The 15230-nt window shown below is 48.3% G+C and carries 12 protein-coding genes; 5 read left to right on the forward strand and 7 right to left on the reverse strand.

Going from position 1 to position 15230, the window contains the following annotated elements; genetic code table 11:
- The first annotated feature begins 3 nt into the window (after positions 1-3).
- Positions 4-909, forward strand: coding sequence for a N(4)-(beta-N-acetylglucosaminyl)-L-asparaginase (locus P8J86_07190; protein MDG2054474.1), 906 nt, complete (start codon positions 4-6; stop codon positions 907-909).
- Here P8J86_07190 and P8J86_07195 read toward each other — a convergent pair.
- The gene (locus P8J86_07195; protein MDG2054475.1) at positions 904-1989 is read right to left on the reverse strand and encodes an alpha-hydroxy acid oxidase; all 1086 of its coding nucleotides are present in this window, start codon (positions 1987-1989) and stop codon (positions 904-906) included. The two genes, P8J86_07190 and P8J86_07195, sit on opposite strands and share 6 nt — an antisense overlap.
- A gap of 102 nt (positions 1990-2091) precedes the next feature.
- On the opposite strand from P8J86_07195, the gene P8J86_07200 reads away from it, so the two are divergent.
- Positions 2092-2310 (forward strand): heavy metal-associated domain-containing protein, encoded by a 219-nt coding sequence (locus P8J86_07200; GenBank protein MDG2054476.1) that lies wholly within the window; start codon positions 2092-2094, stop codon positions 2308-2310.
- A gap of 36 nt (positions 2311-2346) precedes the next feature.
- On the opposite strand, the gene P8J86_07205 is transcribed toward P8J86_07200, so the two are convergent.
- Together P8J86_07205 and P8J86_07210 are read right to left on the reverse strand one after the other, a co-directional pair.
- Positions 2347-4116: a M12 family metallo-peptidase gene (locus P8J86_07205; GenBank protein ID MDG2054477.1), complete on the reverse strand. Its 1770-nt coding sequence runs from the start codon at positions 4114-4116 to the stop codon at positions 2347-2349.
- A gap of 369 nt (positions 4117-4485) precedes the next feature.
- Entirely contained in the window at positions 4486-6438 is a 1953-nt protein-coding gene (locus P8J86_07210) for an acetoacetate--CoA ligase (protein ID MDG2054478.1), read from the reverse strand.
- Positions 6439-6658: 220 nt separating this feature from the next.
- Between P8J86_07210 and P8J86_07215 the strand changes: the two genes are divergently transcribed.
- The gene (locus P8J86_07215) at positions 6659-7243 is read left to right on the forward strand and encodes a hypothetical protein (GenBank protein ID MDG2054479.1); all 585 of its coding nucleotides are present in this window, start codon (positions 6659-6661) and stop codon (positions 7241-7243) included.
- Between the two features lie 94 nt (positions 7244-7337).
- On the forward strand, positions 7338-8339 hold the full coding sequence (locus P8J86_07220) for an arginase family protein (GenBank protein ID MDG2054480.1): 1002 nt from the start codon (positions 7338-7340) through the stop codon (positions 8337-8339).
- A 71-nt stretch (positions 8340-8410) separates the two neighbouring features.
- Here P8J86_07220 and P8J86_07225 read toward each other — a convergent pair whose 3' ends face one another.
- The 4 genes from P8J86_07225 to P8J86_07240 form a co-directional block, all read right to left on the reverse strand.
- Positions 8411-9538 carry a glycosyltransferase family 2 protein gene (locus P8J86_07225; GenBank protein ID MDG2054481.1) on the reverse strand — a complete coding sequence of 376 codons (1128 nt, stop codon included), beginning with the start codon at positions 9536-9538 and terminating at the stop codon, positions 8411-8413.
- Complete coding sequence (locus P8J86_07230) at positions 9535-10293, reverse strand: lysophospholipid acyltransferase family protein (GenBank protein MDG2054482.1); 759 nt, start codon at positions 10291-10293, stop codon at positions 9535-9537. The genes P8J86_07225 and P8J86_07230 overlap by 4 nt, the downstream gene beginning before the upstream one ends.
- A gap of 77 nt (positions 10294-10370) precedes the next feature.
- Positions 10371-11969 carry a phytoene desaturase family protein gene (crtI, locus tag P8J86_07235; protein ID MDG2054483.1) on the reverse strand — a complete coding sequence of 533 codons (1599 nt, stop codon included), beginning with the start codon at positions 11967-11969 and terminating at the stop codon, positions 10371-10373.
- On the reverse strand, positions 11966-13471 hold the full coding sequence (locus P8J86_07240; GenBank protein ID MDG2054484.1) for an aldehyde dehydrogenase family protein: 1506 nt from the start codon (positions 13469-13471) through the stop codon (positions 11966-11968). The genes crtI (P8J86_07235) and P8J86_07240 overlap by 4 nt, the downstream gene beginning before the upstream one ends.
- A 125-nt stretch (positions 13472-13596) precedes the next feature.
- Between P8J86_07240 and crtI (P8J86_07245) the strand changes: the two genes are divergently transcribed.
- Positions 13597-15171 (forward strand): phytoene desaturase family protein, encoded by a 1575-nt coding sequence (gene crtI, locus P8J86_07245; GenBank protein ID MDG2054485.1) that lies wholly within the window; start codon positions 13597-13599, stop codon positions 15169-15171.
- Positions 15172-15230: the final 59 nt, after the last annotated feature.

Here is a 15230-nt window from a genome sequence, read left to right on the forward strand (position 1 = left end):
CTCATGCCCAAGCCTCGAATTGTTTCAACATGGACATTTGGTCTTCCAGCCAATCGTGTTGGCTGGAATGTTCTCAAAGAGGGTGGATCCAGCTTAGATGCTGCCGAGGCAGTTTGTCGGTCTTGTGAACTTGATCTGGAGGCTGATTCTGTTGGTCTTGGCGGTCTTCCTGATAGTGATGGTGAGGTAACACTAGATGGCTGTGTCATGCTTGGGCCAGATCAGCATGGGGCGGTTGCCGCGCTGGGGCATTGTCCACATGCGGCATCAGTTGCTCGGCTGGTGATGGAGCGTTCCCGTCATTCCTTGCTGGTCGGCCGTGGGGCCGACCAGTTTGCTCAGAAGCATGGCCATCAAAAGAGAGAACTCCTCACAGAGGAAGTTCATGAACGCTGGTTAGAGTGGAAGCGAACTGGTGGTAAGGCTGTTTGTGGAACGGGCTCTGGACATCGTGCTGGACAATTACCTATTGATGACACCATTGGTGTATTGGCTATTGATGAAGAAGGTACGCTGGCTGGTGCTTGCACCTCTAGTGGAGCAGCATACAAAGAGCCTGGTCGAGTTGGAGACTCACCATTAATTGGCCATGGCCTGTATGTTGATCCACAAGTCGGCGCCGCGGTCGCAACTGGAACCGGTGAGCTGGTGATGAGTGTATGTGGTTCTTTTTTAGCTGTTGAAGAATTGCGACGGGGTGAAAGTCCAGAGGCATCTATCAAGATTGTGCTTGAGAGAATCATGCAGAGGCTGGATGTGAAACCTGAGCATCAAGTAGCCATGTTAATCTTACTGCCTGATGGTTCATGGTCCCAAGGTGCGATCAGGGATGGTTATGTCACAGCTGAGATAGATCACACAGGGGAGACATTATGTCGCCCATCTCTTGTGTTGCTGCCTTCTTCATAGATTGGGCGGTAGTTGTAGTAGATCAGCATCAATGTCAGCAACCGACGGGCATCCACACAGAGCCATTGCTGTCTCAATCTCTTCGCGAAGAAGTGCAAGTACCTGGCCAACGCCATCGGCACCATCGACGGTGAGACCCCAGAGTATTGGCCTGCCAACCATCACGGCTTTTGCTCCCAACGCAATCGCTTTAATGACATCGGTGCCTCTGCGAATTCCACCATCAACCAAGACCTCGATCTGATCTCCAACGGCTTGAGATACCGGTGCAATTCTCGTGACAGTTGGGGCAGCTGTGTCGAGCTGTCGGCCTCCGTGATTTGAGATAATGACGCCCTGAAGGCCTGAATCTACAGCTCTAAGCGCATCGTCGGTTCGAAGAACGCCTTTTAAAAAGATAGGCAGATCCGTAAGTTTTTGAACATCGCGGATAGTCTGCCATGTGTTGGAAGATGACAAGTATTTGTTGAGATTCGCCCCAAGCCCAGAAGCATGGCCAGATTGGGTATCGACATTAGACATCTCGCCAGTGAGATTTGCCAGGCTCATGCCTTCAGGCAATGCAAATTGATTTCTTGAATCGGCTTCGCGCACATCCCAAACAGGTGCGTCAACTGTGATCACAATTGCGGAACAACCAGCTTTCGTGGCCCGCTCAATGAGCTTCGCGGTATCCTTCATCTGCTTATAGATGTAAAGTTGAAACCAGATCGGACCCGTTGCAGCCGCCGTCACTTCCTCGACTGGCACTGTCGAGAGAGTGCTGAGAATCATAATGCTTCCAGCCTGACCTACCGCCCGCGCAGTAGCGATCTCGCCTTCTGGATGCGCCATTTTTTGCATTGCCGTTGGCGCTACGATGAGCGGCATCGAGATGGGGTTGTTGAGAATTGTCGTTTGTGAGTTACGCTTTGAAACATCGACAAGAATATGTGGCAGTAGAGAAATCTCTTCCCAAGCAGAACGATTATTGCGCAAAGAAATCTGATCGCGTGCACCGCTTGAGTAATACCCAAGGGCTGACTTGTCTAAGAGTTCTGCGGCACGTTGCTCATAATCAAATAGATTCAGTAGTGGCATGGTAAGATCTCAGGCGTTGTTTATTGGCGATCCAATTCTGCGTAAAAGTTATTGTTTTTCGACCGATGATACAACGAAGCTACTTTTATGGAGGAGCCTGGTATGAACAAGAATGTCTATATGAAAGTCCAAGGAATGGGATGCCAAAACTGTGAGACTGCTGTAAGCAAGGCTGTCAAGGAAGCTTGCGATGGCGCAACAGATGTAGAAGTAGATCATAGATCTGGTTCTGTTAGCTACTGTTGTCCAGATCGGAGTCGAACACCACAGGTACTCGAAGCAATTATCGCCGTTGGATATGAAGCCTCGTTGGTGGACTAGGCTTGGTGGAAGCAGGGGGTTGGCTTTTTATTTTTGCTACTTCGAGTATGTGGTCACAGCGATGCGATCAATCTCAATTTCAAAAGTAGGACTGTTTTTTTTGTAAGCCAAGAATCTTACTTTTATTTTGTCAGAACTAGATAGGTATTTTGTGCGGCTGCCAATATCAAGAATTTGAATACGATTGAAGCCTGAGTCCAAAGTAACCTTTGCAAGTTCTTTCCACTTACTATTCTTATTGTCATATAAATAGCACTTGCCAGTGAGGTCGGACGTATCGACGTTCAGTTCCACTGAGACATCAATTCGATCAAGATTGTCAGCAGCTACGTTGCTTTTTAGACGAAGATAGACTTGGATTTTTTGCTTGTTTCCGTAGAGCTTCGAATCAATTATCGAGTATTTACCATCGACGTGTTTTACCTTTGATTTTCCGCCGCTAATTTTATCGCCTTTTTGGATGTCGTAGTCTTCATATGTTGATTCGCTGCCGTAGTTGCTGTCGTTTCCGCAATCACAGTCACCATAGTCGCAGTCGTACAGTGGGCAGTCGAAGAACATTGGTACGCCCTCAAAGTCAAAAGAGCCGTCGTCACAGAATCCATCACCAAGAAAAGTTTCTGGAATGCAGTTTCCAATACAATCAAGGATTTGCCCGTCAGGACAATCTGAGGGTTCATTACCTGTGTTGTCCTGGCTAAGACAGGAAAGACTGTCTCGGAATGATTCAATTTCTGGAATCGTTTTGGTTGGATGGAATGTATTGGTACAGGTCAGGCCAGCATTCATAGTGTTATCGTCGCAGTTGCAGTGATTAGCACTCCAGGTATGTCCCAATTCGTGGGCAGATAAGTCGGTAATGCACGAGAAATTACTGGTGAAGTTTGATTGCACGAGTAGGTAGCTAAAGTCTGAGCAGATCACACCAACAAATGCGAGGCCAATGGTGCTTCCATTGAGATCACGGCCCGTAAAGAGCTTGGCAACATCACGATTGATGTCACTATTTTCATCTTTCCAGTGTTCTCGAAACTGATTGAGTAATTTTGAGGCCTCGGACTTGGTGTACGGATCATCGGCGTCTGTCTGAACAATAATGGTTGTTATTTCATGGGTGATACCGACTTCGGCTTCAAACTGATCGTTTACAGCATTAATGATGTTGTTAATCTGATCTTCAACAGCAGAGACGCTGCCAAATTCCTGAAAGAACTCGTAGTCTGCTTCACAGGCAATTTTACAAACTTGCAATGCGCCTGATGAGGCGGGAGAGGTAGGGGGCGTTGAGTTTCCACTTAATGATCTATAAGTCGCAGGCAAAAAATTATTTGCTAAGACCGCATTGCCACATTGGCCACCACAATCGCTTACATCTTTGTCATTGTAGATGACGTAGTCGGTTGAAGACGCACTTGGTATACGGCTTTTGATAGGCTCCATCCAGTAGATGTCACCCTGTGCAAATTCAACGCGGAGGTGGAGCCCATCAGGTAACAAGGAACCAGCTACTCGACTACCGGGCATGCCTACAAGTGTGCCTCGAATACTCCGATTAACTCCAGGAGGGAGGTACGTACGCTTTCCATTGGAATCCTCAGTAATGATCTGGTAGTTCTGCGAGCGTGCTGTTACGGGGTGAAGATCAGCGATGTAGGGGGTGCCTTCGATTGGTAATAAACTGAGAAATGGTTCACCTGAAGAAGCTGTGTTGTTGATTGAAACTAGTACGCCTGTTGGGGCCGCATATTCCTCTTGCACCAGATACTGCAGTTCTGTGAAATTCCGGTTGCGGTCTTTTTCGGTCACTTGTGCTAAGACAGGCGCACTTACAGAAGTGGCGAGTACGAAAGTGAAAGCATGATGTGATAAAAAGTTGATTTTGGTTCTCCGCAGGAGGCGAGCTGGTGGGTCTAATTAAGATCATCGTCTGCTAAGCGGGAAGGCCTTAAGCAAACCTCGAAGAGGTCTTCAATAACTGGGTATTCGGCGGTGTGGGTAGGAATCATGAGATTGTGGTTTCCAGGGCTTTCCAGTGGCAGGTATTGTGGTACGGATCAGATAAATCCATCTTCTCCTTAATACGACCGATGGGCGCAAGTGATCTCATTGATTGCTCAGAAGGGGCTTAAAAACAGTCTTAGAGCCCATAATATGATCTTGAAGCCATCGGGATGTTCAAGAAACCATGAGTTCACTGCGATCCCGAAACTGCTCGAGCGCCTCTGGATTGGCCATGGCAGCGGTGTTTGGGACGGGTTTGCCTTCCAGTACATCTCGAACGGCAAGCTCACAGATCTTGCCACTGCGAGTCCTAGGAATATCAGTCACGCTGCAGATCACTGAAGGTACATGCCGTGGACTTGTGTTCTGGCGAATTCTTCGCTTGATCTTTTGGATCAGATCTGGGGTGAGATCATGTTCTGTTGCGAGTCTTACAAAAAGGACAATTCGCTGGTCACTATCAATCCGTTGCCCAACAACAAGAGCCTCGGTTACTTCTTCAAAATGCTCGACTTGACGGTAGATTTCTGCAGTTCCAATACGCACCCCACCTGGATTTAGAGTGGCATCAGAGCGACCAAAAATAATCATTCCATCGTTTTCGGTATGGAGTGCCCAGTCACCATGTCGCCAAATACCTGGAAACATGTCGAAGTATGCCTGATGGTAGCGAGATCCATCTTCATCATTGAAAAAACCCAAGGGCATACATGGAATTGCACCTGTGCAAACCAACTCGCCAGGTTGTTCGATGACTGGAAGGCCATTGTCATCAAATACTTCAATGGGCAGTCCAAGGCCACGACACTGAATTTCTCCACGTCGTACTGGACGAATTGGGCAGCCAAGCACGAAGCATGAAACGATATCTGTTCCACCAGATATAGATGACAGCATGAGATCTTTCTTGAATGCGCTATACACGTAGTCAAAAGCTTCTGGAACCAATGGTGAACCGGTTGAGAGAATTGCTCTTAGTGAATCCAGAGAATGGGTACGAGATGGCTGAATGCCTGCATTCTTTAACGCATCGATGTACTTTGCTGATGTTCCAAAAACGGTGATCTTAAGCTGATCAATAAGATCAATCAGAACCTGCGGGTTCGGGAAGAATGGGTTCCCCTCAAAAAGAACGATGGGACAGCCGGTTGAGAGGCCAGAGGCGAGCCAGTTCCACATCATCCATCCAGTTGTTGTGAAGTAAAACAACACATCATCTTCACGAAGATCAGTGTGAAGTTGTTGTTCCTTAAGGTGAGTGAGGAGTGTGCCGCCTGCTCCGTGAACGATGCACTTGGGCATTCCTGTTGTTCCGGATGAATAGAGGATGTAAAGCGGATGATTGAAAGGTAGTTTTGGAAAGACAGGGTCAGTCGAATCTGACTCTTCAAGGCATGTGGACCAGTCTACTGATCCGGGCAAATCACTGAGGTCTAATGCGAGCTCGGTTTGATGTATCACGATCACATTTTTCAAGGAGGGTAGGCCATTTGTTACAGATCTAATCTTGCTCGATAGATCAATAGTCTTACCTTTGTAAGAACAGTCGGCCACTGTGATAAGCACGGCTGGTTCGATTTGTCCAAATCGGTCCAAAATTCCGTCAGCTCCGAAGTCTGGAGAGCAGCTCGACCAAATAGCGCCCAATGAACTTACTGAAAGGAGCGCGATAATTGACTCGGCGGTATTTGAGACTATTGCGGCAACACGATCACCTTTTTTGACACCCCTTCGTACGAGTGCTGTTTGAAATTTTGCAACCTGAGATCGTAATTCAGAAAATGAAAGTGTCGATTTGGCCCCATCTTCAGCGCAAGCATAAATTGCTACTGCATTATCTTTTCGTCTTAGTAAATTTTCAGCATAGTTAAGCGTGGCGTCAGGAAAGAACGTAGCCCCAGGCATTTGGTCGTCTTCGGTCAATATTCGATGACCCATTTCTCCGATTACGTCAGTAAATTGCCAGCAAGTCCTCCAAAAATCATGGGGATCTGACACAGACCATTGGTAAAGATCGTCGTACGAAGTTAGCTTCACTCCGCATTTATCATGAGCCATTTTCATGAAAGCCATCATTTGGCTTTGGTCGATTTGTTCTGTGGTTGGTTGCCAGAGAATCTCCGACATGAGTAACTCCTTCATACGGTTACGATCTCATTCCAGCCATTGGGGCTTGCTTTAGGTATCTTAGAGGAGGCGGTAGGTTGTTGATCGCTAGCCTAGAGCAAGAACTATCGGACACGATCACGAGATTCTATTTGGGCGACCTAAAACGAGGGTTTTGCCCTACAATTGGCCGCAGAAATTAGGCCAGATCCCAAGTAGACCACTAGCATGGCAGATGAAGATGATTAGCCCATTACAGGTGCCTCAGTGCATAAATAACATCGCTTCGATGAGTGATCCCTGTGATGTGATACCAGATCTCATTATCGATGAGTGGCTCATTAGTGCTGCTCTTGCAGTATCCCCTGGTTGCTTGCATTCAAGCCAGGCAGTTGGAAACATTGTTTCTTCTCTGGGTCTTATTGGGGAAGGCGTGATTATTGAGCGAGCATTACTTTCGATGCAGCTCGTGGCTTCATGTCGGGAAATGTTGGCCAATGCGGCGAACGTAGAAGAATCAGGCATTTATGCCTGGCAAATGGTATCTATTGATTGCTTCCAGTCGAATAACGAAGCAACAAGAATGGTTATTCAGGCAGATGCATTGCATCGTGCATTTCGATCTTTGGAAGTTCTTGATCCGACAGTTTGCTTGATTGCTGAAGCAGCAATGCTTGGTGGTATGACGATCGAAGAAATTGCGATCGCTATTGATAAGTCTTGCTACTTTGTTGATATTCAACTGAACTACGCACGCCGGCTTATTATTGATTCTGTTAAAGAGTTCGTAAATGATCCAAACTCACTCGAAGAGTCTCGGGTGTAGCGATCGTGCGGTATTAAAGAAGAGTTCAGCAACAAAAAGTCTCTTAAGCTGAAACCACTAATTGTCTGCGACTCATTCGATGAGGATAGTAGTTGTGCCTTTGGACCAAAGTTATACAGGTGATTCTGAAAGATTGGACAAGCAATCTAATGAGTTGCCATCGAAAATAAATAACCAAAGCGATACACTGCGCCGTGTTTCGGGTGATCTAGATCACAGTAAGAAAGAAATTGCGTTAATTACGGCTGATATTGGTTGGGGCTCTGCTAATGCTGCAGCGGAGGGCGCACCGCAGGCCTTGCTTGATGCAGGGCTTGCAGAAAAAATTGATGCAGAAGTCATTCGAGTACCAGTGTCACCCAAGATGGGTCAGGCATCTCCAACATATGAAGAAACAGAGCAAATTATTGCATCGCACATTTGCCAAGTTTCTGATGCGGTGGAGCGTGCAGTGCGTGAGGGGTACTTCCCAGTTGTTATTGGCGGGGACCATACTTCTGCAATCGGCTTTCATGCTGGACTTGGTAGGGCATATGGCTCACTTGGGATCATGTGGATCGATACGCATCCTGATTTAAACACGTTAGAAACAAGTCCTTCTGCAAGAATTCATGGCATGGTGCTGGCTATCTTGCTGGGCAGGGGTAGTGATCTCATGCTTGGGACTTCGAGTGATTGCCTCACTAAAGACACGCAAGTTGCGATGGTTGGAACGCGTGATATTGATCATGGCGAGATGGATTGGCTCAACGAGGGCAACATTAATTGCATGACAATGGACTATGTCAGGCGTAATGGTCTTCATGGCTCTTTGTCAGAAGCTGTTAAGACGGTATGCCAAGGCACGAAGGGGTTTGGCCTGACTATTGATCTAGATGCGATTGATCCAGAAGATGTTCCGTTTGTGGCAACACCTGTGCAGGGTGGCATTCGATTGCATGAACTGCTTGAAGAACTTCATGTGCTGCCAAGTCATGAAAAAATGATGGGGCTAGAGGTGACTGAGTACACTCCACGAAGCAGTGAAGATTACCAGGCCGCTTGCGAAGTAGTTTCTAGCATTATCAAAGCAGCGACTGCCTCAGATAATGCCTAGCATCTTGCGATCAAGATAAAAGTATAAGAGCACACGTGTATGTAGAGCGAGTCTCAAGAGAGGCAGCTCAGTTAAGTGGTGTGAATGCGCCCTCGCCATTGTCGCGTGCCGTGCCGGCGCAAGTAATAACTGTGCCACTGAATAAAAGTCATACATGTAATTCCGAAAGGGTGGGTGAAAATGCCCAAAGGTCTTTGGCGGTATCGCCATGCCAACGCGGTGCGCTGAACAATATTACAACCGACGGCTATGGCAGCCAGAAAGAAGGGAGGTTGATCAACTTGCCAGGTGGCCAGATAGACCACCAACATAACCCACGGCAGTATGTGAGCAATGAGGTGTATCAGTGTTATAAAAATAAGCAAAGGTACCGAACCAAGCCCTTCGTACGCGTTCTTTGCAAAGCCGTTCCAAGAAGTAGCAAGATCGTTATACATACGACAAGAGCAAAGATCTGTGCCGTCAACAAGATCAGTCATGTAACCAGAAGAACGAACAGCCTTGGGCATTTGAATGCCATCATGCATTGAGTCTGGAAAAGCTCTGTGACCATCAGAGGCATCATATGCCTCACGAGTCACACACAAAAACTGCCCACATCCAGCAGCAGTTGATTCAGTTCTTGTTCGCCGCATTACAAATAAAGGTAAATAGCTGAGTAGGAGAAAATGAATCAAAGGTACAAGTAGTATTTCGCCAATGGATTTCGTGATTTGTCGTGGGAACGCAGAAACGAGATCACACCCACGTTGCTGACAAAAAAGCAAAGTACGGTGAACACAATCTGGAGCGAAACGGACATCTGCATCTGTGAAGAGTAGCCATGCCCCCTTCGCTTGTTGTGCCATTTGTCCGCAGGCAAACTGTTTGCCATTCCAGCCGTCCTCAAGTTGTGATGTGGTCACTTGCTTGACTCTTGGATCCAAATCTTGGTAACGGCGCAGAATATTTGGTGTTTCGTCATCACTTTCATCGTCGTAGACGAGTATTTCAATATTCCCATAGGTCTGCGATAAAAGACTATCGAGGCAGACTGGTAGGTTGAACTCTTCATTACGCGCGGGAACACAAACAGAGACGAGTGGTTCCTCTCGGGGCTCACCTTTGGTTGGTGCTGCGGTGAGCAGTGTCATATTCCATAAGCACAAAAGCAGGGTGAAGCCAGCAATAATAGCGCTAATGAGTAGGAGAGCGGTCATTTTTTCGAGTCATCCTTTGAGTTTTGATGAATGCTGATATCTCCGTGCTGGCCTCTGAGTCGAAGTAGCCAGTCATAGAGTAGAGACGTCTTAGCACGCGCTTGCCCCAATGGCTGAATAAATGCACTGGCGTCACGACTAACAACTAGCTTGGAAAGTGCATCAAGGTTTTCCTGCATCGTATTGCGCATTGCTCGATACCAACCTGAAGTAGATAGATCTTCAGCAACACATGGCTGGAATCTAAGAAAGAGTTCCGGCTTCTGATCCTGCCAAAAGTTGTATTCCATACCAACACAAAATACGGACGCTTGTGGGTTACGAGCTGCTAGTGCAGCGGCCCCTGGTCGCAGTCGTATCTTATCTCTTACATCAGTAAATTGGCCCTGTGGTGTTATCCATAGCAAGGTATTGGGGGTTGAATGAAAAACCTCTTGAATATAGGCCTCCATTTTGGCCGGTGTTTCTGGGTGATCTGGATCAATGCCGAAGAGGCCCACCTTTCGGAATATCCTAAAGCGGCGTAATTGGGAGATTTCCATTGGGGCGCAATGTGTGCGTTCGCGAAGATAAAATCCAGAGATGAACATAATGGTTATGGGATCCCACCAACTTGGATGATTCATCAGAAGAATAGTGGGTTCTGTCTGCTCTTGGATTTTTTTGATGGTAGGTGTTGAGCTTGGATCAACGTGCACCGCATGGAAATTACGGCGAATTTTCCGAACAGCATATCGCTCAAAGAATCTGGTCATCGTGCGTGAAAATGCAGCTGGAAGAAAAGGGCAGCTTTCGGAATCAGATGACTTTGGCGGTTCTAGGTTGTCGGCTGTCAATGGCTCACCGTTGCATAGGTCGGTGTTGTTGATGGGGCAGGCGCGTCAGCGTCGGGATCCAAGCCTAGGTCTTCACATAGACAACGTGCTGCAGTCACACCACTCATGAGAACCATTGGTACACCAGGCCCCGGGTTCGCACTTCCCCCAGTGAGGTAGAGATTGCTGTAGGCCTTACTTCGGTTCTTTGGTTTAAAACCACCACGAAGCCGTCCGTGTGATGCAAGTCCATAGATAGCACCACCCTCGGCGTTATATCGAGATTCGATATCGTTGGGTGTGAGATGCTTGTGTACACGGACATGCTGTTCAATGTCAGGCATCCTTCCACAATTCTTCAGCTTTTCCATGACGGTTGGAAGATAGCTCTCCAGAATGCCACCGGGCCCTTCCCAACGATGGCCATCTTGTAGAGGTGCTGTATGAATCAGTACATATAAGGCCTCGCATCCCTCAGGCGCTTGATCGGGATCGCTGCGAGATGGAACTGCGAGATAAAGGGTTGGATCTTCTGCCGGCACACCACGATTGTAGATGTCGTTGAACTCTCGTTTAGAATCCTTACTAAAGACAAAATTATGATGAGCAAGGTGATCGTACTGTTTGTCAAGACCAAGAAAGAGTACTAAGCCACTGCATGCTGGCTTGTAGTTTTTAGCAATTGAACGGCTCTCACGTTTTGCCTCAGGTGTTTCCATGAGATCCCGGTAGGTACGTTGGACATCACAGTTTGAGACAATCGAATCTGCGCTGAGCTGAGACCCATCGTCAAGGGTGACGCCAGTGACTCTCTTGCCGTCGGTATTAATAGATTGAACGCCATTGCCTGTGAGTAATGTGGCACCAAATTCTTCGGCGAGTTTAACCAGCGATCGTGCAACCGATCGGGTGCCGCCCTTGGCATACCAGCATCCTTCATCAACTTGAATTGAGGCGATCACTGAGAGTATGGCAGGTGCTAAGAATGGGCTAGATCCCACGTATTGCATGAAGTGCTCAACCATCTGCTGTAGATGCGGCTCCTTAATATGTCGATGCACAGTGCTTCCGACAGTACTGTGCATACGCATCGCCATGACGTCTTTGAGCAACTTGATGTCTGTCGGTGGGGTATGGCGCATGACATCACGAATGCCACCAATGTCCTTGTAGTAGAAGACACGATTGCTCAAACGATTCATGCGCCGGGAGAACGCTAAGAAATCCTGGTAGCCTTCGGCTGGTTTTGCTCTATCAAATTGTGCGTTGAGCGACTCCGCCATTACGGTGTCGCCTTCTTTTAAATCCAGCACGGTGCCATCTTCATAAAAGGCTCGCCATTGAGGGTCGAGTCGGATGAGATCAATGTAGTCTTCGGTCTTTCGTCCACAACGGGTAATGATGCCGCGCAGCACATCAGGTTTGGTCAGAATGGTGGGGCCCATATCAAATGAATAACCTTGCTCGGTGAGCACATTCATCTTCCCGCCAAGGTGGGTGTTTCTTTCAACCAGTGTTACCTGTATGCCGCGCCTGGCGAGTTCAACTGTTGTCGCCAGGCCTGCGAGCCCACCACCAATGACAATTACATCGGCATGGGATTCATGCTGTGTCATATTCGTTGCCTTAATTGTTTTGCTTGAGGTTGATCTTTGTATTGTTCAGGATCTTGTCTGTTGGTCGAAGGTTGTACGGCGTCAGGATTCCTGGTGGCATCTTCTAGAGACCATGCTGCTGTAGGGGGGTGATCTAAGCTTCGCCGTCCTCGTCGTCCGTAGGTCCACAGCACGAGTGAGCGGAGTCTACTGAAACCACTGACGGTCATTTTACTTTCTGATGGCCGGCTCCAGCCAGGTGATGTTGAGACCTGAAGGGGTCTTGTCATTTCCAGCAATCCCATTGCACCTTGCGAAGCGCCCCAGCCACTCGCTCCCTGGCCAAGAATGCTGGTCGCAGGGTGGGCAGCTGGTCGGACCACATCATTAAAATGAACGGTGCCACTGCCCATTAGGGGCATCAAATCACGGGCGCGGCGTGGGTGCTGTGTGAATATAGAGGTCGCGAGGTGTTGATCGCACTGGTGGTGAATCTCAAGAGCTTGCGCCATCGAGTCAACGGGAATCAATGCGAGGGCTGGTCCAAAGTGCTCTCCAGCAACCAGTGCGGCCTCTGGTGGGCAATTCGCGATCACAATGGGGCGAATCCAGCCATCGCGAGGCACTTCGAGTGTGCCCGAAAGACTAACACCGCCTTCTGCAATGGCTTGGCAGGCAAGGTGATAGATAAATTCTGCTTGGCCTTTAGAGATCAGTCGTCGAGGTTGGGCACTTGCAGCTAATCGCGACATCGACTTAAGAAGCGCGCTGTAAACAGGCCGAAATACGAGCGCTCGACGTGGTGCCATGCAGGTCTGGCCTCCGTTAAGCTCAACAGCCTCCCAGATGGCCTGGGCAGCAAGGTTGGGATCAGCATCCGGTAGCACAAACGCAGAGTCGCGACCACTCAGCTCCAGCGTCGATTTGGTGAGCATATTGGCCGCTACTGAGGCAATCTCGCGTCCAACCTCAGTTGAACCAGTGAAGACAATATGGTCGAAGGCCTGCTCGCGTAGCATCTCTTTGCCAGCCTCTCGAGTTGCTGGTTTTGATTGCAGCAACGATCGAGGCACACCAGCTTGCCAGAAAGCAGCCAGCAGGGCAGCTTGGCTGCGTGGGGCATGCTCAGATGGCTTGACTGTGACTCGGTTGCCTCCAAGCAGAGCCTGGAGAATTTGGATTCCCAAGAGCTGAATTGGATAATTCCATGTCGCAATAATCGCCACATGACCCAGTGGTACCCTGTAAACCCAGTGTTTTTGGCCAAGTTGCCACCAAGCATTTTGCCTCACACGCCTTGGACGCAGAAGCTTTTTCGCATGCTTTTCATGCCAACGACAAGCGGCCAAGAGCGGCATCAGATCGGCAGTGAGCACTTCTTGTTGGGATTTGGCTAATTCTTCCCGAAGTACTCGATTAATTGCCTCTTCCTGGTGGATGATGACCTTTCTCAGACGGCGAATCCAGATAAGCCGCTCACGAATAGGTGCTATGGAGGTGGAATGGTTCGTATTGGAAGGCATAGACAAGATTCCCTGATTCGATGCCGAGCGACAGGTCGGCCCAACCCTTTGAATACAAGGTGGTGAATCCCAAATAGGGTCATTAGAAGAGGAGTATGATACTAAGTAAGGAGCGTTAAAGGTCAATGAGTCAACAATCCAACATTGCCGTAATCGGAGCAGGCCCAGGAGGTCTAGCCGCAGCTATGCTGCTCGCTGCTAGTGGCTGTGACGTCACTATCTTTGAGGCTCAGGCTCGTGCTGGAGGCCGTTCTCGCCGCCTTGCCATCGATGATTTTCAATTTGATATTGGTGCCACTTTTTTCATGATGCCCTATGTCATGGACGAGATATTCCGCGCGGCTAATCGCCATCTCGTTAACGAAGTCGAAATGACACGGCTAGATCCCATGTATCGCCTCGTTTTCAATAGCGGTAATTCGGTCGATCTAGAAGTTGATGCGCTACCCGATCAGGTCCAGATGATGCGCCAACTGGATGCCATTTGTCCTGGTGATGGTCAGGCTTTCGAACGTTTCATGCAAGACAACCGTCTAAAGTTGGCGTCGATGGATCCTATTTTACGTCGGCCCATTCGATCGATGCGTGACTTGTTTGATAGGAAGGCGCTGGGAGCACTGAAACACCTTCATCCTGGGCGAACGATGTACAAGCATCTGTCAAAGTATTTTGCGGATCCGCGGATTCGTCTAGCGATGGGTTTTCAGAGTAAGTACTTGGGCATGAGTATTTATGAATGTCCAAGTCTTTTCTCCATTCTGCCCTTCATTGAATATGAATATGGTGTTTGGCATCCGCAAGGCGGAATTGCATCAACGATGGATGCGATGGCACGGATCTCAACCGAAATGGGAGTCAAAATACATCTCAATTCGCCTGTCGAGCAAATCCTATTCAATGGGCGTAGGGCGACTGGTGTCTGTGTTGATGGTGTGAACCATGAGTTTGATCAGGTTGTTGTTAATGCTGATGCAACTTGGGCAATGAAGAATCTCATTCCTGGCTCACTTCGAAAACGTTATTCCGATGAGAAGATTGATCGGATGGGCTACTCCTGCAGTACTTATATGCTCTATCTCGGTATACGTGGTGAGCTACCGCTGCCACACCATACAATTTGTTTTAGTGAGAAGTACCAAGAGAATCTGGCAGATATCACCCATCACGGTCGACTCAGCGAAGAACCGTCTATGTACTTCTGTAATCCATCCTGTACAGATCCCTCAATGGCCCCAGTGGGGTGCGCATCGCTCTACTGCTTAGTGCCCACGCCAAATACAAAAAGTGGGATTAATTGGAAAGCAGAAGCACCAAGGCTAAGGCGACAGGTTATCGATCAGTTGGGACGTCGTTTAGGCATTTCAGATATTGAATCTCGCATTATTGCAGAGCATCAAATCACGCCCGCCGATTGGCAGGCTCAAAACATTAACCATGGCGCGACCTTCAATCTGGCACACTCTCTGAAGCAAATGCTTGGCAGAAGGCCCCAGCATCGCTTGCAAGATGTTGATGGTGTTTGGCTTGTGGGTGGTGGGACTCATCCGGGCTCAGGGCTTCCCGTCATTCTTCTGAGTTCGCAAATTACCACTGATCTCATTTGCAAAGAAGTGGGAATCCCTTGGGCCGGATCAGGAAGTTCAATCAACTCCAGCACTTCTTCTGCGAGTCAGTTACAAGACCTACTGGTTCCAAGCTAGTATTGAGTTTCACAAGAGAGCGTCGTTGCACTTTTTCAGGCATGAATGGACTGTGGCAG

The sequence above is a fragment of the Phycisphaerales bacterium genome (assembly GCA_029268515.1).
In the GTDB taxonomy this organism is placed as follows: domain Bacteria; phylum Planctomycetota; class Phycisphaerae; order Phycisphaerales; family SM1A02; genus JAQWNP01.